The organism is Streptomyces sp. enrichment culture, assembly GCF_964273255.1.
In the GTDB taxonomy this organism is placed as follows: domain Bacteria; phylum Actinomycetota; class Actinomycetes; order Streptomycetales; family Streptomycetaceae; genus Streptomyces.
Genome location: NZ_OZ186835.1, coordinates 5,426,437 through 5,449,434, shown reverse-complemented (window position 1 = coordinate 5,449,434; position 22,998 = coordinate 5,426,437). Strand labels below are relative to the sequence as shown.

Here is a 22,998-nt window from a genome sequence, read left to right as displayed (position 1 = left end):
CCGCGCGGGGCGCCGCACCACTGGCGCCCCGCGCGGACTCGCATCCGGCCCCATCCGTCGAACTTTCCGAACGTCTCGGAGGACATGCGGTGAACGAACTGCCGCAGCAGCTGGTCAACGGCCTGCTACTGGGATCCATGTACGGGCTGGTCGCCCTCGGCTACACAATGGTCTACGGCATTGTCCAGCTCATCAACTTCGCCCACGGCGAGATCTTCATGACCGGCGCCTTCGGCGCGCTCACGGTCTACGTCTACCTCCTGCCCGACGGCACCTCCATGCTGATCGCTCTGCCCCTCATGCTCATCGGAGCCATGATCGTGGCCACCACCGTGGCCGTCGGGGCGGAACGGTTCGCCTACCGTCCCCTGCGGGGCGCGCCCCGCCTGGCACCGCTCATCACGGCCATCGGCCTGTCGCTGGCCCTCCAGCAGGCCGTCTGGGCCTGGTACCCCGAGGCGAAGTCCGCCCGGACCTTCCCCAGCATCCCCGGCGGCCCCTTCGAGTTCGGCTCCGTCACCATCCAGACCGGTGACATCTTCCTGTTCTGCGCCGCCCCGCTGAGCATGGCCATCCTCGGCTACTTCGTCATGCGCACCCGGACCGGGCGCGGCATGCAGGCCACGGCCCAGGACCCGGACACCGCCAAGCTGATGGGCGTCAACACCGACCGCATCATCGTCATCGCGTTCGCCCTCGGCGCCGTCTTCGCCGCCGTGGGAGGAGTCGCCTACGGCCTGAAGTACGGCCAGATCGACTTCCGCATGGGCTTCATCCTCGGCCTGAAGGCCTTCACCGCGGCCGTCCTCGGGGGCATCGGCAACATCTACGGAGCCATGCTCGGCGGTCTGGTCCTCGGCGTCGCCGAGGCGCTGTCCACCGCCTACATCTCCGACATCCCCGGCATGCAGCAGTTCGGCAGCCAGTCCTGGGCCGACGTCTGGGCCTTCGTACTCCTCATCCTCGTGCTCCTGTTCAGGCCGCAGGGTCTGCTCGGCGAGCGCGTCGCGGACAGGGCGTGACACCGATGACGACACAGACCACCACAGCGAAGACCCCCGGCTCCCCCGCCGTCGAGCCCCCCCGGGGCCTCATCGGCCTCCCGGAGCACATCGGCCGCGCCCTCGCCACCGGCGGTGGCATCCTCACCGTCCTGTCGACCTTCCTCGCCTGGACGTGGACCTCTCAGTTCCCCGGTGACCTCACGGTCTACGGCTACCCCGGCGGCCTGCAGGTCCTGGTCCTCATCGGCGGCGCGCTGACCGCGCTGTTCGGCCTCGCCTCCTACGGCGTCAAGGGCCTGCAGTGGCTGACGCCCGCCGGCGCGGACAGCGCCATCAAGCTGTCCTCGCTCGCCGCCCTCGTCACGACCTGGTACACGGTCCTCGCCATCAGCGCGACCCTCGGCGGACTGGTCCACCTCGAACCGGGCGCCTGGGTCGCCGCGGTCGCCAGCCTGCTCGCCGTCCTCGGCGCGCTGTCCCTGCCGTTCGAGCGGCCCGAGCCCGACCCGCACGACCCGGACGACACCGGCTGGGAGAAGTTCCGCCACGACGCCCGTGCCGGCTTCGCCGTCGTGCGCGCCTCCATCGCCACCGGCCGGACCCGCGCCCCGCGCCCCCTGCCCTCCTACGCCGAGATCCTCATCATCGTCGCCACCCTCGCCATGGGCCTGCTGGTCTTCACCTACGGCATCGCGACCGAGTACGACGAGCTGTTCATCGGCTTCCTGATCACGGCCGGGTTCGGCTTCGCGGCCCTCCTCAAGGCGGGCCTGATCAACCGGGTCTCCGCGATCACCGCCAAGCACCGCAACGTCACCATGATCGGCGCGTTCGTCGCGGCGGCGGCCTTCCCCTTCACCCAGTCCGACGACCAGTACGCCACCATCGGCGTCTACATCCTGATCTTCGCCACCGTCGCCCTGGGCCTCAACATCGTCGTCGGCCTGGCCGGCCTCCTCGACCTCGGATACGTCGCCTTCCTCGGCGTCGGCGCCTACACGGCCGCCATGGTCTCCGGAAGTCCGTCCAGCCCGTTCGACATCCACCTGCCCTTCTGGGCCAGCGCCCTCCTGGGCGCCTTCGTCGCCATGATCTTCGGTGTCCTGATCGGCGCCCCGACGCTCCGGCTGCGCGGCGACTACCTCGCCATCGTCACCCTGGGCTTCGGTGAGATCTTCCGCATCGCGGTCCTCAACACCGACGGCACCTCCGGACCCGACGTCACCAACGGCTCCAACGGCATCTCCTCGATCCCGAACCTCAACATCCTGGGCTTCGACTTCGGCCAGGAGCACACCATCTTCGGGTTCACCATCGCCCGGTTCGCCAACTACTTCCTGCTGATGCTGCTCATCACGCTGGTCGTCGTGGTGGTCTTCCGGCGCAGCAGCGACTCCCGGATCGGCCGGGCCTGGGTCGCCATCCGCGAGGACGAGACCGCCGCCCGCGCCATGGGCATCAACGGCTTCCGCGTGAAGCTGATCGCCTTCGCCCTCGGCGCCACCCTCGCCGGTCTGGCCGGCACGGTGCAGGCGCACGTCACCTACACCGTGACGCCCGAGCAGTACATGTTCGCCCACGTGGTCCCGCCCAACAGCGCCTTCCTGCTGGCGGCCGTCGTCCTGGGCGGCATGGGCACCATCAGCGGTCCGCTGGTCGGCGCCGCGCTGCTCTACCTGATCCCCGCCAAGCTCCAGTTCCTCGGCGACTTCCAGCTCCTCGCCTTCGGCCTCGCGCTCGTCCTGCTCATGCGCTTCCGGCCCGAGGGCCTCATCCCCAACCGGCGGCGGCAGCTCGAGTTCCACGAGGATGCCGAAGCGCCGACAGTCCTCAGCAAGGCAGGGGCCTGACCACCATGACGACCGACACCACCACCCAGAGCGCGTCCGCCGGCGCCGCCAAGGGCGAGACGATCCTCGACGCCCGCGGCGTGACCATGCGCTTCGGCGGCCTCACCGCCGTCCGCGAGGTCGACCTCACCGTCCACAGCGGTGAGATCGTCGGACTCATCGGGCCCAACGGCGCGGGGAAGACCACCTTCTTCAACTGCCTGACCGGCCTGTACATCCCCACCGAGGGCGAAGTCCGCTACAAGGGCAGGGTTTTGCCGCCCAAGTCCTTCAAGGTGACCGCCGCCGGCATCGCCCGGACGTTCCAGAACATCCGCCTGTTCGGCAACATGACGGTGCTGGAGAACGTCCTGGTCGGCCGGCACACCCGCACCAAGGAAGGGCTCTGGTCCGCCCTCCTGCGCGGTCCGGGCTTCCACCGCGCCGAGGCCGCCTCCCGCGCACGGGCCATGGAGCTGCTGGAGTTCGTCGGCCTCGCCGACAAGGCCGACCACCTCGCGCGCAACCTGCCCTACGGTGAGCAGCGGCGGCTGGAGATCTCTCGCGCCCTCGCCAGCGAGCCGGGGCTGCTCCTGCTGGACGAGCCCACCGCGGGCATGAACCCGCAGGAGACCCGCGAGACGGAAGAGCTCGTGTTCGCCATCCGGGACATGGGCATCGCCGTCCTCGTGATCGAGCACGACATGCGGTTCATCTTCAACCTCTGCGACCGTGTGGCCGTCCTGGTCCAGGGTCAGAAGCTGGTGGAGGGCGACCCCGCCACCGTCCAGGGCGACGAACGCGTCATCGCCGCCTACATCGGAGAGCCCATCGCGGACGACCCCGGCGCCGAGGAGGCGGCCGAGGTCGAAGCGGCGGAAGCAGCCGCCGAGGCCACCACCGACGCAGCGCCCGGCAAGGAGACCGACCGATGACCGCACTCCTCGAAGTCGAAGACCTCAAGGTCGCCTACGGCAAGATCCAGGCCGTCAAGGGCATCTCCTTCAAGGTCGAGGCGGGCGAAGTGGTCACTCTCATCGGCACCAACGGTGCCGGGAAGACCACCACCCTGCGGACCCTGTCCGGCCTGCTGAAGCCGGTCGGCGGTCAGATCAGGTTCAACGGCAGGTCGCTGAAGAAGCTGCCGGCCCACGACATCGTGTCGCACGGGCTCGCCCACTCCCCCGAGGGGCGGCACATCTTCCCGCGCATGACCATCGAGGACAACCTCCGCCTCGGTGCCTTCCTGCGCAGCGACAAGGCGGGCATCGAGAAGGACATCAAGCGCGCCTACGACCTGTTCCCCATCCTCGGGGAGCGCCGCAAGCAGGCCGCCGGAACCCTCTCCGGCGGTGAGCAGCAGATGCTCGCCATGGGCAGGGCCCTCATGTCCCAGCCCAAGCTGCTGATGCTCGACGAGCCCTCCATGGGTCTCTCGCCGATCATGATGCAGAAGATCATGGCGACCATCGCGGAGCTGAAGGCGCAGGGCACCACCATCCTGCTGGTCGAGCAGAACGCCCAGGCGGCGCTGTCCCTGGCCGACCAGGGTCATGTGATGGAGACCGGCAACATCGTCCTGTCCGGCACCGGGCGCGACCTGCTGCACGACGAGTCCGTGCGCAAGGCGTACCTCGGCGAGGACTGACACACCGGCACCGGACCACGCGAGGCCCGCGTCCCCGAGGGGGGCGCGGGCCTCGTGCCGTGGTGCCGGGCCTGCGGTGCCTCAGCCCTTGGCCGCCTTCTTCTCCTCGGCGTCGTCGATGACCGCCTGCGCGACCTGCTGCATGGACATCCGCCGGTCCATCGAGGTCTTCTGGATCCACCGGAACGCCGCGGGCTCGGTCAGCCCGTACTCGGTCTGCAGGATCGACTTGGCGCGCTCGACCAGCTTGCGCGTCTCCAGCCGCTGGCTCAGGTCGGCGACCTCGCGCTCCAGCTCCTTCAGCTCGGTGAACCGCGACACCGCCATCTCGATGGCCGGCACCACGTCGCTCTTGGAGAACGGCTTCACCAGGTACGCCATCGCTCCGGCGTCCCGGGCGCGCTCCACCAGCTCGCGCTGGGAGAAGGCGGTCAGCATCAGCACCGGCGCGATGCGCTCCTCGGCGATCTTCTCGGCCGCCGAGATGCCGTCCAGTTTCGGCATCTTGACGTCGAGGATCACCAGGTCGGGGTGGTGCTCCCGGGCCAGTTCGACGGCCCGCTCGCCGTCCCCGGCCTCGCCGACGACCGTGTAGCCCTCCTCCTCGAGCATCTCTTTGAGGTCGAGCCGGATCAGCGCCTCGTCCTCGGCGATGACGACGCGGGTCGTCATCGGGGGCACGTGCGACTGGTCGTCTTCGGGCACGTCGACGGGCTGGGGCGACTCGGGGGCGCTCACGTGGGCTCCTTGGTGCGGGGCAGGCCGGTACTGCTGACAAGAGCGTACCGAGCTGCGGTAAGGTGGGTGGACGGCGGGTGACCGCCGACCTTCGTTTCGAAGGGCGCCCCGGTAGCCCAGCGGTAGAGGCAATGGTCTCAAACACCATCCAGCGTCGGTTCGAATCCGACCCGGGGTACTTTTCCTCCGAATGCAAGGTCTCTTCCCGGGAGTGGGCGGACCAGCCCTCGTGACCGGACCTCCCGGCGCTTTCTCCGGAACCCCCCACAGCAGCGCCGCGGCACCCCTCGTGGTCCCCCGCGGGCGCCCCGGGACCGCGGCCGGCCCGGGGCCCGGACGCCTCACTTCGGGCTGTCGTCCTCGCCGACGTGGTGGACGCGGACCAGGTTGGTGGAGCCGGAGACTCCCGGCGGGGAGCCCGCGGTGATGACGACGGTCTCCCCCTTCTCGCACCGGGCGTGCTTCAGCAGCAGCTCGTCCACCTGGTCGACCATGGCGTCGGTGGACTCCACGTGCGGCCCCAGGAAGGTCTCCACCCCCCAGGACAGGCTGAGTTGGGACCGGGTGGCCGGGTCCGGGGTGAAGGCGAGCAGCGGGATCGGCGAGCGGTAGCGGGACAGTCGGCGGGCGGTGTCGCCGGACTGGGTGAAGGCGACGAGGAAGCGGGCGCCCAGGAAGTCGCCGATCTCGGCCGCCGCGCGCGCCACCGCCCCGCCCTGGGTGCGGGGCTTGTTGCGGTCGGTCAGCGGCGGCAGCCCCTTGGCGAGGACGTCCTCCTCGACGGCCTCGATGATGCGGGCCATGGTGCGGACGGTCCCGGTGGCGTGCTTGCCGACACTGGTCTCGCCGGAGAGCATCACGGCGTCCGTGCCGTCGATGACCGCGTTCGCCACGTCCGACGCCTCGGCCCGGGTGGGCCGGACGTGGTCGATCATCGAGTCGAGCATCTGGGTGGCGACGATGACCGGTTTGGCATTGCGTGTGGCCAGCTTGATGGCGCGCTTCTGCACGATGGGAACGAGTTCGAGGGGCATTTCGACGCCGAGGTCGCCGCGCGCCACCATGATGGCGTCGAAGGCGGCCACGATGTCCTCGATGTTCTCGACCGCCTGGGGCTTCTCGATCTTCGCGACGACCGGAAGACGGCGGCCCTCCTCGTCCATGATCCGGTGGACCTCCTTGATGTCCCGGCCGCTGCGGACGAAGGAGAGCGCGATGATGTCGAATCCGGTCCGCAGGGCCCAGCGGAGGTCGTCCTCGTCCTTCTTGGACAGGGCCGGCACGGACACGGCGACGCCGGGCAGGTTGAGTCCCTTGTGGTCGGAGACGACCCCGCCCTCCACGACGGCCGTGCGGACCTCCGGCCCCTCCACGGCCGTGACCTCCAGGGTGACCCTGCCGTCGTCGACGAGGATGCGCTCGCCCGGGGTGACGTCGTCGGCGAGACCCGCGTAGGTGGTGCCGCACCGGTGCCGGTCGCCCTCGGTGCCCTCCTCCACGGTGATGGTGAAGGTGTCACCGCGTTCGAGGAGTACCGGTCCCTCGGCGAACTCGCCGAGCCGGATCTTCGGGCCTTGCAGATCGGCCAGGAGCCCCACGCTGCGCCCGGTCTCGTCGGCGGCCTTGCGCACCCGTCGGTAGCGCTCCTCGTGCTCGGCGTGTCCGCCGTGGCTGAGGTTGAAACGGGCCACGTCCATCCCCGCGTCGACCAGGTCTTTGATCCGGTCGTACGTATCGGTGGCAGGGCCCAGGGTGCAGACGATTTTCGCTCGGCGCATGGTACGAGCCTATGGCTTACCGTCGAGTAGGCACGTGGCGTCCGGTGACGGTTCGAAAGCGCCCCGGTGAAGCATGGCCGACACCTTCTGAACGCGCGCGGGACTGCTCCGATGAGCACGTTTCTGCCTCCGGACGGACGGCGCAGGGGCCTGCCCCGCCGCGCCGGAAGGCTAGAGCTCCGGCGGCACCAGGGTGAAGCGGGCGGTGACCTCCGCCTGGACCCGCCGGCGCTGCGGCTCCAGGTCCAGGGGCGGCGGCTCCTCGTCGGCGGCGGAACGGGCGAAGCCGCGCGGCGCCGTCCCGGCGAAGGTCTCCGGGGGCAGGTCCGGGACGCCGGTGTCGGTCAGCTCCACGAGGGCGTCGAGAGCGGTGCCCAGGGCCTCGGCGTACTCGCGGGCCCGGCGGACGGCGTCGTGGACCGCCTCCTGCCGGGCCCGGCGGTGGGCGGGCGAGTCGGGCCGCAGGGACCACCGCAGGCCGTCGACCCGGGTGAGGTCCAGGTCGGCGAGGCGGGCGGCGAGGTCGCCCAGCACGGCGAAGTCGCTCAGCTCGGCGGCGAGCCGGACGGTGCCGTGGTAGCCGCGGACCCGCTCGCCCCGGCCCCGGGAGCCCAGCTCCGGCGTCACGGTGAGACTGCCGGTCTCCAGGCGCTCGACACCGTCGCCGCAGGACCTGACGAGGTCGAGGGCGGCGGCGTTGCGGCGGGTCAGGGCGTCGAGGGTGGCGCGCCGGTCGCGGTCCCGGGCGCCGACGGTGATGTCGAGGCGGGCGAGCTCGGGGGCGACGTCGAAACGGGCCTCCCCGCGCACGGTGAGGTGGGGGGCCGCCGGGGTGCCGGGCGCACCGGACCGCGCTGCCGGACGTGCGTCGTGAGGGATGGCCATGTGTCCCACTGTGTCAGCTCGTTGCCGTTTCCACAGCGGGCCGGTCACCGGATCGCCACCGCGAGGGGGCTGTTGCTCCTGGACGTGTTCAGGTCAGAATCGACGCCTGAAATCTACGCGCGTTGTGCGCTGTCGGGACGAGGAGATCCGCTATGCCGTTCGACCGCCGGACGTTCCTGGAGAGATCGGCCGCGACCGGAGCGGGGGTGGCGCTGGCGGGTGCGGCGGTGCCCGCCGCCGCGGCCGCGGAGCCGGCCGGGCACCGGGGCAGGAAGCCGGTGAAGCGCTACGCGCTGACCGTGATGGGCACGACCGACCTGCACGGGCACGTCTTCAACTGGGACTACTTCAAGGACGCGGAGTACACCGACCCGGCGGGCAACGCGCAGGGCCTGGCGCGGGTGTCCGCGCTCGTGAACCAGGTCCGCGCGGAGAAGGGCCGGCACAACACCCTGCTGATCGACGCGGGCGACACCATCCAGGGGACGCCGCTGACGTACTACTACGCCAAGGTGGACCCCATCACCGCCAAGGGCGGCCCGGTCCACCCCATGGCGCAGGCGATGAACGCCATCGGGTACGACGCGGTGGCCCTCGGCAACCACGAGTTCAACTACGGCATCGACACGCTGCGGGCGTTCGAGCGGCAGTGCCGGTTCCCGCTGCTCGGCGCGAACGCGGTCGACGCCAGGACGCTGAAGCCCGCCTTCCCGCCGTACTTCATGAAGACGTTCCGGGTGAAGGGCGCACCCCCGGTGAAGGTGGCGGTGCTGGGCCTGACGAACCCGGGGATCGCGATCTGGGACAAGGCCTACGTGCAGGGCCGGCTGGCCTTCCCGGGCCTGGAGGAGCAGGCGGCGACGTGGGTGCCGAAGCTGCGGTCGATGGGCGCGGACGTGGTCGTGGTGTCGGCGCACTCGGGCACCTCGGGGACGTCGTCGTACGGGGACCAGCTGCCGTACGTGGAGAACGCGGCGGCGAACGTGGCCCGCCAGGTGCCCGGGATCGACGCGATCCTGGTGGGGCACGCGCACACGGAGATCGCGGAGTTGCGGGTCACCAACGAGGAGACCGGCCGGGAGGTCGTGCTGTCGGAGCCGCTGTGCTACGCGGAGCGGCTGACCCTGTTCGACATCGAGCTGGCCTTCGGACGCGGCCGGTGGCGGGTGGAGTCGGTGTCCGCGTCGCTGCGGGACTCGGCGACGGTCGAGGACGACCCGCGCATCACGCGGCTGCTGACGGACGAGCACCAGAAGGTGGTGGCGTACGTCAACCAGGTGGTGGGCCGCGCCACCGACACGCTGACCACGGTGGAGGCCCGCTACAAGGACGCCCCGGTCATCGATCTGATCAGCCGGGTGCAGGAGGACGTGGTGCGCCAGGCGCTGGCGGGCACGGAGTACGCCGGTCTGCCGGTGCTGTCGCAGGCGTCGCCGTTCTCGCGGACCTCCGAGATCCCGGCGGGCGACGTGACCGTCCGGGACCTGTCGAGCCTGTACGTGTACGACAACACGCTGGTGGCGAAGCTGATGACGGGGGCGCAGGTCCGGGCGTACCTGGAGTACTCGGCGGAGTACTTCGTGCAGACGGCGGCCGGCGCGCCGGTGGACGTGGACCGGCTGACGAACGCGGGCGGCCGGCCGGACTACAACTACGACTACGTCTCCGGGCTCCGGTACGACATCGACATCGCCCGGCCGCCGGGGTCGCGGATCCGCGACCTGCTCTTCGAGGGGGCGCCCCTGGACGACGCCGCGCGGTTCGTGTTCGCGGTGAACAACTACCGGGCGAACGGCGGCGGCGCGTTCCCCCACGTGGCGTCGGCGCCGGAGCTGTGGGCGGAGTCCACGGAGATCCGGACCCGGATCGCGGAGTGGGTCACCGCCAAGGGGGTGCTGGACCCGCGGGACTTCGCGTCGGTGGACTGGCGGCTCACCCGGGACGGCACGCCGGTGTTCTGACCGTGCCGCCCGGCCGCGGACGGCCCTTGGGGTGCGTCCGCGGCCGGGCGCCGGTTCACGCCTGCTGGACGCGCAGGGCGCGGGCGAGGTCGTCGAGCTGGTCGGTGAGCTTGCGGCGCAGGGCGGGCACCGGGTCGCCCTCGCGCAGGCACCGCTCGCCCAGGCTCAGGTGCTCGGCGTCGACGGCGTGGGCCGGGAACGCCCAGTACCCGGCGGCCTCCGCGATGGCGGGACCGCGGCGGGCGGCGAGCGGCACCACGTCCTCGTAGTAACGGGCCACGTACGGGCGGACCAGCTCGGCCTGTTCGGGCTGCCAGAAGCCCCGGGCGGTGGCGGTGAACAGGTAGTTGGACAGGTCGTCGGACGCGAACATGGCCTGCCAGGCGCGGGCCTTGGCGTCCTCGTCGGGCAGGGCGGCGCGGCAGCGGGCGGCGCCCTCGTGCCCGGTGGCGCTCGGGTCCTGTTCCAGTTCGGCGGCGATGGCGGCCTCGTCGGTGGCGCCGAGGACGGCGAGGCGGGCGAGGACCCGCCAGCGCAGTTCCGGGTCGAGTTCGGGGCCGCCGGGGACGGTGCCGTCGTCGAGCCAGGTGGTGATGGCCTCGGGGTGGGCGGCGGCGGCGATGAAGTGCCGCACGGCGGTCAGCCGCAGGCCGGGGTGGTCGCCGTCCTCGGTGCGGCGCAGCAGGTCGCGGCACAGGCCGGTGAGGGCGCCGAGCGCGGCGGGCCGCTGGCCGGGGGTGAGGTAGCGGTCGGTGAGGTGGGTGGCGGCGAACGCCAGGACGCCCTGCACCAGCGCGAGGTCGGTCTCCTCGGGGAGGTGGGCGCAGGCGGTGGCGAGGTAGTCGCCGGGGGCGAGTTCGCCGTCGCGGACCATGTCGCGCAGGGCGTTCCAGACGACGGCCCGGGTGAGGGCGTCGGGGATGCCGGACAGGCCGCGCAGCACCGTCTCCAGGGAGGTGTCGTCGAGGCGGATCTTGGCGTAGGTGAGGTCGAGGTCGTTGGGCACGACCAGGGCGGGGTGGGTGCCGGGGCGGGCCGCGGGGGCGGCGTCGCCCGGGACGTCGGTCTCGAAGCGTTCCCGCAGGACCAGGGCGCGGTTGTCGCCGAGGTCGCGGTCGTAGACGCCGACGGTGACGCGGTGCGGCCGGTGGCCGTCCCGGTCGAGGGCGAGGGTCCACTGGCCGGGGCGGGAGCCGACGGCGGCGGTGAGCCGGTCGACGCCGCTGGTGCGCAGCCAGGCGTCGGCCCAGGCGTGGACGTCGCGGTCGGTGGCGGCGGCGAGGGAGTCGATGAAGTCGGCGAGGGTGGCGTTGGCGAACCGGTGCCGGGCGAAGTGGATGTTGATGCCGGCCAGGAAGTCCTTCTCACCGAGCCAGGCGACGAGCTGGCGCAGGGCCGAGGCGCCCTTGGCGTAGGAGATGCCGTCGAAGTTGAGCAGCGCGGAGGCGGTGTCCTCGACGTGTTCGGGGGCGACGGGGTGGGTGGAGGGGCGCTGGTCGGCGTCGTAGCCCCAGGTCTTGCGGGCGACGCCGAAGTCGGTCCAGGTGTCGGTGAAGCGGGTCGCCTCGGCGGTGACCTGGTAGCCCATGTACTCGGCGAAGGACTCGTTGAGCCAGATGTCGTCCCACCAGCTGAGGGTGACGAGGTCGCCGAACCACATGTGGGCCATCTCGTGGGCGATGACCATGGCGCGGGTCTGGCGCTCGGTGTCGGTGACGGCGGAGCGGTAGACGAACTCGTCGCGGAAGGTGACCAGGCCTGGGTTCTCCATGGCCCCGGCGTTGAACTCGGGGACGAACGCCTGGTCGTAGGAGTCGAAGGGGTAGGGCTCCTCGAACTTCTCGTGGTAGCGGTCGAAGCAGGCGCGGGTGATGTCGAGGAGTTCGTCGGCGTCGGCGTCGAGGTGGGGGGCCAGCGAGCGGCGGCAGTGCAGGCCGAAGGGCAGGCCGCGGTGCTCGGTGCGGACGCTGTGCCAGGGGCCGGCGGCGACGGCGACGAGGTAGGTCGGGATGAGCGGGGTGGGCGCGGCCCGCCAGCGGCCGTCGCCGAGGTGTTCGGTGACGCCGTTGGCGAGGACCGTCCAGGCCGGCGGGGCGGTGACGCTCAGCTCGAAGACGGCCTTGAGGTCGGGCTGGTCGAACGCGGCGAACACGCGCTGGACGTCGTCCAGGAAGAGCTGGGTGTAGACGTAGGTCTCGCCGTCGGTGGGGTCGGTGAAGCGGTGCATGCCCTCGCCGGTGCGGGAGTAGCGCATGCGCGCGTCGACGCGGAGTTCGTGCCCGCCGGGGGTGAGGCCCTTCAGCGGCAGGCGGTTGCCGTCCAGGATCCCGGGGTCCAGGGGCTGTCCGTCGAGGGTGACGGAGCGCAGCTCGGCGGGCTTGACCTCGACGAAGGTGTCCGTGGCGTCCCGGTCCGCGAGGACGGTGAAGGAGATCGCGGTGCGGGAGTCGAAGGTCTCCTCCCCGGCGGTCAGGTCGAGTTCGACCGTGTAGCGGTGGACGTCGAGGAGCTGTGCTCGGTTCTGCGCTTCGTCGCGCGTCAGTACGGACATGCAGGCCATGCTGCCCGATGGCGTCGGCACGGCACAGGGGCGGTTCGGTACGCGGCTTATGTCCGCTCCGGAGTGAGCTCCCCGTGCGCCCCCGCGGGGTGCCCCGGGGACGGGTGGGGGTGGGGGTGCGGGTGCGGGTGTGGGTGCGGCAGAGCGGGGCGGGCCGCGGCCGGGGCGGGGGCCGGGGTGAGGCGGGCGCGCAGGTCGCGGAGTTCGCCTTCCAGGGCGAGGCGGCGCTGGTGCGCCTCGTACAGATGGCGGACCTTGATCCGCAGGGTCCAGGGATCGACGGGCTTGGCGACCACGTCGGCGACGCCGAGGGCGTAGGCGGCGGCGCCGAACTCGCGGTCGCGGCCGTGCGCGGTGAGCAGGACGACCGGGATGTGCTGGGTCTGTTCCAGCCGCCGCATGTAGCCGACCACGTCCAGGCCGCCGGTGCCGGGGGCGCGCAGGTTGAGCAGGACCAGGCCGACGTTCCCGCGCAGCAGCTGCTTGAGGGCCGCCTCGCTGGTGGTGGCCCGGCCCAGCGGGCGACCCAGCGGGGCGAGGGCGCTCTCCAGCGCGTACAGGGTGTCGTCGTGACCGTCGACGATGAGGATCCTGGCATCCCGGGGCATGGCGGACGTCCCTCCTCGTAAGGGGACCGGAGTCTCGGCCGGGCGCTGACGGAAGGTGTCCGCCGGCTGACAAGGAGTGCCCATAGGATGCCCCGCGCACGCGCTCCTGTCACTCCCCGGGGGGAGGGTGCGGCTCGGTCAGTCCTTCGGACGGCCGGCGCCGCCCGCGGCGTCCTCGGCGATGCGTTCGTGGTGGCGGATCACCTCGGCGACGATGAAGTTCAGGAACTTCTCTGCGAAGGCCGGGTCGAGCCGGGCGTCCTCGGCGAGATCGCGCAGCCGGGCGATCTGGCGGGCCTCCCGGGCCGGGTCGGCGGGCGGCAGCCGGTGCTCGGCCTTGAGCCGGCCGACCTGCTGGGTGCACTTGAAGCGCTCGGCGAGCATGTGGACGACGGCGGCGTCGATGTTGTCGATGCTGTCGCGCAGCCGGGTGAGTTCCTCGCGCACGGCGGGGTCGATGTCCGAGGGGCCGGTGGGGCTGGTGGTCATGGGGCGTCAGCCTACGGGCCGGGCGCTCCCGGGGCGGGAACGGTCCGCTTGCTGGTCACCGCTCGCGGGTGCCGCGCCGCCGGCGGGGTGCCGGGGCGGTCCGGACCGTACAGTGGTACCCGGTGGGGACGTCCGCGGGGGTGAGACGTGGCGAACGGCGGTCCGGTCGAGCACGGCTACCCGCACCTGGAGACGGTGCGGGAGTCCATCACGGCGCTGTACCGCAGGCTCACCCTCGACACCGTCCGGACCTTCTCGACCAGTGTCGCGCCCGCCGACGTGGCGTTCTGCGACACCGACGACCTGCACCTGGGCGCGCAGCGGGTGGCCCGGGAACTGGTGCGGCACTACCGGCTGCCCGACGCGCGGCTGATCGTCGGATTCCGCTCGATGACGCACGCGGCGAACGTCGAACTGACGGCGGGGCCGGAGTACTTCGTGGAGCTGAACGACCGGTTCCGCACGCATCGGCGGGACATCGGGGCGGCCCTGGCGCACGAGGTGATGCACGTGTACCTGCACCGCCTGGGGCTGTCCTTCCCCACGACACGGGAGAACGAGATCCTCACCGACACGGCGGCGACCTACCTGGGCGCGGGGTGGCTGCTGCTGGACGCGTTCCGCGAGGACGGGGCGTCCTCGCAGAAGCTGGGGTACCTCACGCCGGAGGAGTTCGGGTACGTGCTGGCGAAGCGGTCGCTGTTCTTCGGCGAGGACCCCTCGGTGTGGTTCACCAGCGCCCAGGCGTACACGGCGTACGGCAGGGGCCTGGCGCTGGCCCGGCAGGACGAGCAGCAGCCGCCGCTGACGGCGGCCGGCTGGGCGGGCCGCCGCCGGTACGCCCGCGACCGGCGTCAGGCGCAGGAGCGGCACGCCGGCGGGCCCGCCCGGCCCGGCGTCCCGTACCGGTTCGCGCCGGACGGCCACGGTCCCCTGAAGGTGTCCTTCCCCTGCCCGACGTGCCGGCAGCGCATCCGGGTGCCGGTACGGGGGCGGGTGCGGGCCCGGTGCGGCCTGTGCCGGACGGTGCTGGAGTGCGACACCTGACGGTGCCCGGGTGGGGCCCCGGCGCCCCGGCCTGCGCGCCGGGACGCTCACACCGTCCGGACAGCGCGCTTCCGTAGGCTGGGCACATGAAACGTGCCCTGCTCACGGCCCTGTGCGTGGTCGTCGTCGCGGTGTCGGGATGCTCGTCGGCCGGAAGCGGCGCCGCCGGGCGGGAGGCGGACGGGGCGAGCCTGTCGAGCCCGGCGAAGAAGGAACTGGCGCAGCAGATCGTGGCGAGCGCGGAGAACGGGACGCTGGACTGGCGCAGCGCCTACGGCTACGTCGAGGACATAGGCGACGGCCAGGGTTACACGGCGGGCATCATCGGTTTCTGCACCGGCACCCACGACCTGCTGACCCTGGTCGAGAAGTACACGGCCGACCACCCGGGCAACGGCCTCGCCCGCTATCTGCCCGCCCTGCGCGCGGTCGACGGCACCGACTCGCACGAGGGACTGGACCCGGGCTTCCCGGCGGCGTGGAAGGCGGAGGCGGAGCGCCCGGCGTTCCGCGCCGCGCAGGACGCCGAGCGGGACGCCGTGTACTTCGGCCCGGCGGTGCGCCGCGCCGAGCGGGACGGGCTGTCCGCGCTGGGCCAGTTCGTCTACTACGACGCGATGGTCTACCACGGTCCCGGGGACGGCCCCACCAGCTTCGGCGGCATCCGCGCGGCGGCGCTGCGCGCGGCGGAGCCCCCGGCCGGCGGCGGCGACGAGGCGGCGTACCTCTCCGTGTTCCTGGACGTCCGCCGCGCGGCCATGAACCGGCTGCACCCCGCGCACGACACCAGCAGGGTCACCGCCCAGCGCCGCTTCCTGGACGAGGGGAACCTGGACCTCGACACCCCGCTGGAGTGGGAGATGTACGGCACGTCCTACGAGGTGACCTGAGCCGGTCCGGCCCCCGGGGACGTGTTACGGCGCCCGCCCCGGTGTCCGGTCGGGGACGGGGGCGGGCGCCGTCTGTGTCCGTACGCCTTTGTACGTCACGTGTGTGAGGGACCGTCAGGTCCCGGTGCGGGCCGTCAGACCGCCAGCGCGCGGTCGGTCGGACGGATCGGGGCCGGCAGGTCGCTCGCCCCCGTGAGGAAGCGGTCGCAGCCCCGCGCGGCCGAGCGGCCCTCGGCGATCGCCCACACGATGAGCGACTGTCCGCGTCCGGCGTCACCGGCCACGAACACGCCGGGCACGTTCGTCTGGAAGTCGGCGTCCCGGGCGATGTTACCCCGCTCGTCGAGTTCCAGGCCGAACTGTTCCACCAGCCCGTTGTCCCGGTCGGTTCCGGTGAAGCCCATGGCGAGGGTGACCAGCTGGGCGGGGATCTTCCGCTCGGTGCCCGGCTTCGGGACCGGCCTGCCGTCGGTGAACTCGACCTCGGTCAGGTGCAGCCACTGGACGTTGCCGTCCTCGTCGCCCTCGAAGTGGGTGGTGGAGACGGAGTAGACCCGCTCGCCGCCCTCCTCGTGGGCGGACGTCACCTTGTAGAGCATCGGGAAGGTCGGCCAGGGCTGGCTCACCGGGTTCCGCTCCTCGCCGGGGCGGGGCATGATCTCCAGCTGGGTGACGGACGCGGCGCCCTGGCGGTGGGCGGTGCCCACGCAGTCGGCGCCGGTGTCACCGCCGCCGATCACGACGACGTGCTTGCCCTCGGCGGTGATCGGCGGAGCGACGTAGTCGCCCTCCTGCACCTTGTTGGCCAGCGGCAGGTACTCCATGGCCTGGTGGATGCCCTTGAGGTCGCGGCCGGGCACCGGCAGGTCGCGCGCGGTCGTCGCACCGACGGCCAGGACGACCGCGTCGTAGCGCTTGCGCAGCGCGGTGGCCGGCATGTCCCGGCCGATCTCGATGCCGGTGCGGAACTTGGTGCCCTCCGCGCGCATCTGCTCGATCCGGCGGTTGATGTGCCGCTTCTCCATCTTGAACTCGGGGATCCCGTACCGCAGCAGGCCGCCGATGCGGTCGGCCCGCTCGTAGACGGCGACGGTGTGGCCCGCCCGGGTCAGCTGCTGGGCGGCGGCCAGGCCGGCCGGGCCGGAGCCGACGACGGCGACGGTCTTGCCGGAGAGCCGTTCGGGGACCTGCGGGGCGACGTCACCGGCCGCCCACGCCTTGTCGATGATGGAGACCTCGACGTTCTTGATGGTCACCGGCGGCTGGTTGATGCCGAGCACGCACGCCGACTCGCACGGGGCCGGGCAGAGACGGCCGGTGAACTCGGGGAAGTTGTTCGTCGCGTGCAGGCGTTCGCTCGCCGCCGCCCAGTCCTCGCGGTAGGCGTAGTCGTTCCACTCGGGGATGAGGTTGCCCAGCGGGCAGCCGTTGTGGCAGAACGGGATGCCGCAGTCCATGCACCGGCTGGCCTGCTTGCTGATGATGGGGAGCAGCGAGCCGGGGACGTAGACCTCGTTCCAGTCCTTGACGCGCTCCGGGACCGGGCGGGTCGGGGCGAGTTCGCGGCCGTGGTTCAGAAAGCCCTTCGGGTCAGCCATTGATCGCCGCCTCCATCATCTTCTCGTGGGTCTCGGACTCGGAGAGCCCGGCTCGCTCGGCGGCGTCCTTGGCGGCGAGCACTGCCTGGTACGTGCTGGGGATGATCTTGCTGAAGCGCTCCACGGCGGTGTCCCACTCCGCGAGCAGCTTCCCGGCGACGGTGGAGCCGGTCTCCTCCTGGTGGCGGCGCACCACGTCGTGCAGCCAGGTCCGGTCGGCGTCGTCGAGCGGCCGGACGGCGTCGAGGTTGCCGGCGTTGACGTGGTCGCGGTCCAGGTCGATGACGTAGGCGACACCGCCGGACATGCCGGCCGCGAAGTTCCGGCCGGTCTCGCCGAGGACGACCGCGTGACCGCCGGTCATGTACTCGCAGCCGTGGTCGCCCACGCCCTCGGAGACCACCAGGGCCCCGGAGTTGCGGACGCAGAACCGCTCGCCGACCCGGCCGCGCAGGAACATCTCGCCGCCGGTGGCGCCGTAGGCGAGGGTGTTGCCGGCGATGACGCTGTACTCGGCGAGGTGGTCGGCGCCGCGGTCCGGGCGGACCACGATCCGGCCGCCGGACAGGCCCTTGCCGACGTAGTCGTTGGCGTCGCCCTCCAGACGGAGGGTGACACCGCGCGGGACGAAGGCGCCGAAGGACTGGCCCGCGGAACCGGTGAAGGTGATGTCGATGGTGTCGTCGGGCAGGCCCGCGCCGCCGAACTTCCGGGTCACCTCGTGGCCGAGCATGGTGCCGACGGTGCGGTTGATGTTGCGGATGGCGACCTGGGCGCGCACCGGGTGGGCGCCGGTGGCGTCGGACGCGGCCAGGGCGTCGGCGGCGAGCCTGATCAGCTCGTTGTCCAGGGCCTTCTCCAGACCGTGGTCCTGCTCGGCCCGCTGGTGGCGGACGGCGTCCGCGGGCAGCTCCGGCACGTGGAACAGCGGCGCGAGGTCCAGGCCCTGGGCCTTCCAGTGGTCCACCGCGCGGGTCACGTCGAGCACCTCGGCGTGGCCGACGGCCTCCTCGACGGAGCGGAAGCCCAGCTCGGCCAGCAGTTCGCGGACCTCCTCGGCGATGAACTCGAAGAAGTTCACCACGTACTCCGCCTTGCCGGCGTAGCGGTCGCGGAGCACCGGGTTCTGGGTGGCGATGCCGACCGGGCAGGTGTCGAGGTGGCAGACGCGCATCATGACGCAGCCGGAGACCACCAGCGGGGCGGTCGCGAAGCCGAACTCCTCGGCGCCGAGCAGGGCGGCGATGACGACGTCGCGGCCGGTCTTGAGCTGGCCGTCGGTCTGCACGACGATCCGGTCCCGCAGGCCGTTGAGCAGCAGGGTCTGCTGGGTCTCGGCGAGCCCCAGCTCCCAGGGGCCGCCCGCGTGCTTCAGCGAGGTCAGCGGGGAGGCGCCGGTGCCGCCGTCGTGCCCGGAGATCAGCACCACGTCGGCGTGGGCCTTGGAGACGCCCGCGGCGACGGTGCCGACGCCGACCTCGGAGACCAGCTTGACGTGGATGCGCGCCCGGGGGTTGGCGTTCTTCAGGTCGTGGATGAGCTGGGCGAGGTCCTCGATGGAGTAGATGTCGTGGTGCGGCGGCGGGGAGATGAGGCCCACGCCCGGCGTGGAGTGCCGGGTCTTCGCGACCCACGGGTAGACCTTGTGGCCGGGCAGCTGGCCGCCCTCGCCGGGCTTGGCACCCTGGGCCATCTTGATCTGGATGTCGTCGGCGTTGACCAGGTACTCGGAGGTCACACCGAAGCGCCCGGAGGCGACCTGCTTGATCGCGGAGCGCCGGGCCGGATCGTACAGGCGCTCGGGGTCCTCGCCGCCCTCGCCGGTGTTGGACTTGCCGCCGAGGCGGTTCATGGCGACGGCGAGGGTCTCGTGCGCCTCCTGGGAGATGGAGCCGTAGGACATGGCGCCGGTGGAGAACCGCTTGACGATCTCGGAGGCCGGTTCGACCTCGTCGATCGGGATCGGCGCCCGGTCGGACGTGAAGCCGAAGAGGCCGCGCAGCGTCATCAGCCGCTCGGACTGCTCGTTGACGCGCTCGGTGTACTGCTTGAAGACGTCGTAGCGGCCGGAGCGGGTGGAGTGCTGGAGGCGGAAGACCGTCTCGGGGTCGAACAGGTGCGGCTCGCCCTCGCGGCGCCACTGGTACTCGCCGCCGATGTCCAGCGCGCGGTGCGCCGGGGCGATGCCGGAGACGGGGTACGCCTTGGCGTGGCGGGCGGCGACCTCCCGGGCGACGACGTCGATGCCGACGCCGCCGATCTTGCTGGCGGTGCCGTGGAAGTACTGGTCCACGAAGCCCTGGTCCAGGCCGACGGCCTCGAAGACCTGGGCGCCCCGGTAGGAGGCGACCGTGGAGATGCCCATCTTGGACATCACCTTCAGCACGCCCTTGCCGAGGGCGCGGATCAGGTTGCGGATGGCCGTCTCGGGCTCCATGCCGGGCAGGAAGGTACCGGCGCGCACCAGGTCCTCGACGGACTCCATCGCCAGGTAGGGGTTGACCGCCGCGGCGCCGTAGCCGATGAGCAGGGCCACGTGGTGGACCTCGCGGACGTCGCCGGCCTCGACCAGCAGGCCCACCTGGGTGCGCTGCTTGGTGCGGATGAGGTGGTGGTGCACCGCGGAGGTGAGCAGCAGCGACGGGATCGGCGCGTGCTCGGCGTCGGAGTGCCGGTCGGACAGCACGATCAGGCGGGCGCCGTTGCCGATGGCCGCGTCGGCCTCGGCGCAGATCGCCTCGATGCGCGCGGCGAGCGCCTCGCCGCCGCCGGAGACCCGGTACAGGCCGGACAGGGTCGCGGCCTTGAAGCCGGGCATGTCGCCGTCGGCGTTGATGTGGATCAGCTTGGCGAGTTCGTCGTTGTCGATGACCGGGAAGGGCAGGACGACGCTGCGGCAGGAGGCCGCGGTCGGCTCCAGCAGGTTGCCCTGCGGGCCGAGGGAGGAGCGCAGGGAGGTGACGAGCTCCTCCCGGATGGCGTCCAGCGGCGGGTTGGTGACCTGCGCGAACAGCTGGGTGAAGTAGTCGAACAGCAGCCGCGGCCGGTCGCTGAGGGCGGCGATCGGCGAGTCGGTGCCCATCGAACCGATCGGCTCGGCACCGGCCTTGGCCATCGGCGCGAGGATGACGCGCAGCTCCTCCTCGGTGTAGCCGAAGGTCTGCTGGCGGCGGGTGACCGAGGCGTGGGTGTGCACGATGTGCTCGCGCTCGGGCAGGTCGGACAGCTCGATCTCGCCGGCCTCCAGCCACTCCGCGTAGGGGTGCTCGGCGGCGAGGGCGGCCTTGATCTCGTCGTCCTCGATGATGCGGTGCTCGGCGGTGTCGACGAGGAACATGCGGCCGGGCTGGAGGCGGCCCTTGCGGACGACCTTGGCGGGGTCGATGTCGAGGACGCCGACCTCGGAGCCGAGGACGACCAGGCCGTCGTCGGTGACCCAGTAGCGGCCGGGGCGCAGCCCGTTGCGGTCGAGGACGGCGCCGACCTGGGTGCCGTCGGTGAAGGTGACGCAGGCGGGGCCGTCCCAGGGCTCCATCATCGTGGAGTGGTACTGGTAGAAGGCGCGTCGCGCGGGGTCCATGGAGGGGTGGTTCTCCCACGCCTCCGGGATCATCATCAGCACCGAGTGCGGCAGCGACCGGCCGCCCAGGTGCAGCAGTTCCAGGACCTCGTCGAAGGAGGCGGAGTCGGAGGCGTCGGGGGTGCAGACCGGGAAGACGCGCTCCAGCTCCTTGCCGGTGCCGAACAGGTCGGACATCAGCTGCGACTCGCGGGCGCGCATCCAGTTGCGGTTGCCCTTGACGGTGTTGATCTCACCGTTGTGCGCGACGAACCGGTAGGGGTGGGCGAGCGGCCACGAGGGGAAGGTGTTCGTGGAGAACCGGGAGTGCACGAGCGCGATCGCGGAGCCGAAGCGGCGGTCGGACAGGTCCGGGAAGAAGGGCTCCAGCTGGCCGGTGGTCAGCATGCCCTTGTAGACGATGGTCCGCGCGGACAGCGACGGGAAGTAGACGCCGGCCTCGCGCTCGGCGCGCTTGCGCAGCGCGAAGGCCCTGCGGTCCAGGGCGATGCCCGTGGACGCGCCGTCGGTGACGAAGATCTGGCGGAAGACCGGCATGGTGGACCGGGCGGTGGCGCCGAGCAGTTGGGGCGCGACCGGCACCTCGCGCCAGCCGAGGACGGTCAGGCCCTCGTCGGCGGCGATCCGCTCGATGCGGCCGACGGCGTCCTCGGTGCCGTCGGCCGGCAGGAAGGCGATGCCGACGGCGTAGCCCCCGGCCTCGGGCAGCTCGAACCCGGCGACCTCGCGGAAGAAGGCGTCGGGGACCTGGGAGAGGATGCCGGCGCCGTCGCCCGAGTCGGGCTCGGAGCCGGTGGCACCCCGGTGTTCGAGGTTGCGCAGGACGGTCAGGGCCTGCTCGACCAGGGTGTGGGACGCCTCGCCGGTGAGGGTGGCGACGAAGCCCACGCCGCAGGCGTCGTGCTCGTCGCGGGGGTCGTACATGCCCTGCGGGGCAGGGCGAGCATCCATGAAGGACCAGCTGGACCGGTCGTTCGCGGAATGCTGGGACGGCTGGCGCGGCGTACGCATCGGCTCTCCCGTCGTCGTCTGTTGGCATGTGTCAGGTGCCGAGGGACGACGTTGGCCCTCTGCGTGAGGTGGGAAATGTCAGGCAGATTACATGATGACGCGATTCTCGCCTACCGGGATATCCGGTTCCAGCATGCGGACACGACGTGGTCCCGAGGGGTCGCGCGATCGACGGCGGGGTCCCCGCGACCGGCGGTGAGGCTGTGGGAAGGGGCGGGCCGGACGGAACAGATCCATGTCCGCGTCGACCCGGGAGGGGGCGGGCGTCTTCACCCGCCCCGCTGAGACGCCGCGGGCCTCGTTGCCCACAACGCTTACGGCTCATGCCCAGCGGTCACATCGCCGAAACCAGCGAGTAACGACAGATGCGGCTCGCGCATAATACGACTTCTGCCGCCACAATCAACCTCAGGTGTGCGGAAGACCGCACACCTGAGAGCCGGATCATCCTAGGGCCGTACCGATCAGCGCGCCCAGGGCGTACGTCACACCGGCCGCCGCGCCGCCCAGTGCGAGCTGGCGCAGACCGCTGTACCACCAGCTGCGCGCCGTCACCCTGGCCACCACCGCGCCGCACAGGAACAGGCCCAGCAGGGCGACCACGACGGCAGGCCAGAGGCTGCTCGCGCCCAGCAGGTAGGGCAGCACCGGGAGCAGGGCACCCAGCGCGAAGGAACCGAAACTGGAGACCGCCGCGACGGTCGGCGAGGGCAGGTCGCCCGGGTCGATGCCCAGCTCCTCGCGGGCGTGGATCTCCAGGGCCTGCTCGGGGTCCTTCGACAGCTGCCGGGCCACCTCCCGGGCCAGCCCGACCTCCACGCCGCGGGCCTCGTAGAGGGCGGCCAGTTCGGCCTCCTCGTCCTGGGGGTGCTTGCGCAGTTCGCGCCGCTCGACGTCCAGTTCGGCCTCGACCAGCTCACGCTGGGAGGCCACGGAGGTGTACTCGCCGGCCGCCATGGAGAAGGCGCCGGCGGCGAGCCCGGCGAGGCCGCTGAGCACGATCGTCTGCTGCCCGGCCGCACCGCCCGCGACACCGGTCATCAGCGCCAGGTTGGAGACGAGACCGTCCATCGCCCCGAACACGGCGGGCCGCAGCCAGCCGCCGTTCACGTCCCGGTGCGTGTGGTTGTCACGGTGCGCCTCGTGCAGCGCCGCCTCGGTCTCGATGATCGCCATGCCGTCCCCCAGGGAGTTAACTCAGGCTTACCTTAGACAGGTTCCAGTCTTCGACATGACCCAATGTACGCCGGTCGCCGCTCCGCTGCCAGCAAGGAAAGGCTGGGCTAACCTGCGGTTTTGCCGAATCCCGGGCTCCTCCCAGGCACCTCCCGGAACACCCCTGGACCACTCCTGGACCGCTCCCAGACCCCCC

Annotated in this window: 16 protein-coding genes and 1 tRNA gene; 8 read left to right on the top strand and 9 right to left on the bottom strand. The window is 71.7% G+C overall.

Annotation, left to right across the window (positions count from 1 at the left end):
- The first annotated feature begins 89 nt into the window (after positions 1–89).
- Genes ACSU53_RS23675 through ACSU53_RS23660 form a run of 4 tightly spaced genes read left to right on the top strand, consistent with a single transcriptional unit; the run spans position 90 to position 4,481 of the window.
- On the top strand, positions 90–1,022 hold the full coding sequence (locus tag ACSU53_RS23675; protein WP_437030773.1) for a branched-chain amino acid ABC transporter permease: 933 nt from the start codon (positions 90–92) through the stop codon (positions 1,020–1,022).
- Positions 1,023–1,027: 5 nt separating this feature from the next.
- Positions 1,028–2,854 (top strand): branched-chain amino acid ABC transporter permease, encoded by a 1,827-nt coding sequence (locus ACSU53_RS23670; RefSeq protein ID WP_437030771.1) that lies wholly within the window; start codon positions 1,028–1,030, stop codon positions 2,852–2,854.
- 5 nt (positions 2,855–2,859) lie between these two features.
- Positions 2,860–3,768, top strand: a complete 909-nt coding sequence (locus tag ACSU53_RS23665) for an ABC transporter ATP-binding protein (protein ID WP_437030769.1) — start codon at positions 2,860–2,862, stop codon at positions 3,766–3,768.
- Positions 3,765–4,481 carry an ABC transporter ATP-binding protein gene (locus tag ACSU53_RS23660; protein ID WP_437030767.1) on the top strand — a complete coding sequence of 239 codons (717 nt, stop codon included), beginning with the start codon at positions 3,765–3,767 and terminating at the stop codon, positions 4,479–4,481. The genes ACSU53_RS23665 and ACSU53_RS23660 overlap by 4 nt, the downstream gene beginning before the upstream one ends.
- Positions 4,482–4,562: 81 nt before the next feature.
- Here the strand turns inward: ACSU53_RS23660 and ACSU53_RS23655 are convergent, their stop codons facing one another.
- Positions 4,563–5,219, bottom strand: coding sequence for an ANTAR domain-containing response regulator (locus ACSU53_RS23655; RefSeq protein ID WP_437030765.1), 657 nt, complete (start codon positions 5,217–5,219; stop codon positions 4,563–4,565).
- Positions 5,220–5,324: 105 nt separating this feature from the next.
- Between ACSU53_RS23655 and ACSU53_RS23650 the strand changes: the two genes are divergently transcribed.
- A tRNA-Leu gene (locus tag ACSU53_RS23650) sits at positions 5,325–5,397 on the top strand.
- Positions 5,398–5,560: 163 nt separating this feature from the next.
- On the opposite strand, the gene pyk is transcribed toward ACSU53_RS23650, so the two are convergent.
- Together pyk and ACSU53_RS23640 are read right to left on the bottom strand one after the other, a co-directional pair.
- Positions 5,561–6,997, bottom strand: coding sequence for a pyruvate kinase (pyk, locus tag ACSU53_RS23645; protein WP_437030763.1), 1,437 nt, complete (start codon positions 6,995–6,997; stop codon positions 5,561–5,563).
- 171 nt (positions 6,998–7,168) lie between these two features.
- On the bottom strand, positions 7,169–7,882 hold the full coding sequence (locus tag ACSU53_RS23640; protein ID WP_437030761.1) for an SIMPL domain-containing protein: 714 nt from the start codon (positions 7,880–7,882) through the stop codon (positions 7,169–7,171).
- 152 nt (positions 7,883–8,034) lie between these two features.
- Between ACSU53_RS23640 and ACSU53_RS23635 the strand changes: the two genes are divergently transcribed.
- Positions 8,035–9,843 carry a bifunctional metallophosphatase/5'-nucleotidase gene (locus ACSU53_RS23635; protein WP_437030759.1) on the top strand — a complete coding sequence of 603 codons (1,809 nt, stop codon included), beginning with the start codon at positions 8,035–8,037 and terminating at the stop codon, positions 9,841–9,843.
- A 55-nt stretch (positions 9,844–9,898) separates the two neighbouring features.
- Here the strand turns inward: ACSU53_RS23635 and pepN are convergent, their stop codons facing one another.
- From pepN to ACSU53_RS23620, 3 genes are all read right to left on the bottom strand, one after another.
- Positions 9,899–12,403: an aminopeptidase N gene (gene pepN / locus ACSU53_RS23630; RefSeq protein WP_437030757.1), complete on the bottom strand. Its 2,505-nt coding sequence runs from the start codon at positions 12,401–12,403 to the stop codon at positions 9,899–9,901.
- Positions 12,404–12,450: 47 nt separating this feature from the next.
- Positions 12,451–13,011 carry a response regulator gene (locus ACSU53_RS23625; RefSeq protein WP_437030755.1) on the bottom strand — a complete coding sequence of 187 codons (561 nt, stop codon included), beginning with the start codon at positions 13,009–13,011 and terminating at the stop codon, positions 12,451–12,453.
- A 138-nt stretch (positions 13,012–13,149) separates the two neighbouring features.
- A complete protein-coding gene (locus tag ACSU53_RS23620; RefSeq protein ID WP_437030753.1) occupies positions 13,150–13,500 on the bottom strand; it encodes a chorismate mutase in 351 nt (116 codons plus the stop codon).
- 147 nt (positions 13,501–13,647) lie between these two features.
- Here ACSU53_RS23620 and ACSU53_RS23615 point away from each other — a divergent pair, with 147 nt between their 5' ends.
- On the top strand, positions 13,648–14,547 hold the full coding sequence (locus ACSU53_RS23615; protein WP_437030751.1) for a hypothetical protein: 900 nt from the start codon (positions 13,648–13,650) through the stop codon (positions 14,545–14,547).
- 86 nt (positions 14,548–14,633) lie between these two features.
- On the top strand, positions 14,634–15,437 hold the full coding sequence (locus tag ACSU53_RS23610) for a chitosanase (RefSeq protein WP_437030749.1): 804 nt from the start codon (positions 14,634–14,636) through the stop codon (positions 15,435–15,437).
- 134 nt (positions 15,438–15,571) lie between these two features.
- On the opposite strand, the gene ACSU53_RS23605 is transcribed toward ACSU53_RS23610, so the two are convergent.
- From ACSU53_RS23605 to ACSU53_RS23595, 3 genes are all read right to left on the bottom strand, one after another.
- Positions 15,572–17,035, bottom strand: a complete 1,464-nt coding sequence (locus tag ACSU53_RS23605) for a glutamate synthase subunit beta (protein ID WP_437030747.1) — start codon at positions 17,033–17,035, stop codon at positions 15,572–15,574.
- Complete coding sequence (gltB, locus tag ACSU53_RS23600; RefSeq protein WP_437030745.1) at positions 17,028–21,626, bottom strand: glutamate synthase large subunit; 4,599 nt, start codon at positions 21,624–21,626, stop codon at positions 17,028–17,030. The genes ACSU53_RS23605 and gltB overlap by 8 nt, the downstream gene beginning before the upstream one ends.
- A gap of 444 nt (positions 21,627–22,070) precedes the next feature.
- Positions 22,071–22,802 (bottom strand): VIT1/CCC1 transporter family protein, encoded by a 732-nt coding sequence (locus tag ACSU53_RS23595; RefSeq protein WP_437030743.1) that lies wholly within the window; start codon positions 22,800–22,802, stop codon positions 22,071–22,073.
- Positions 22,803–22,998: the final 196 nt, after the last annotated feature.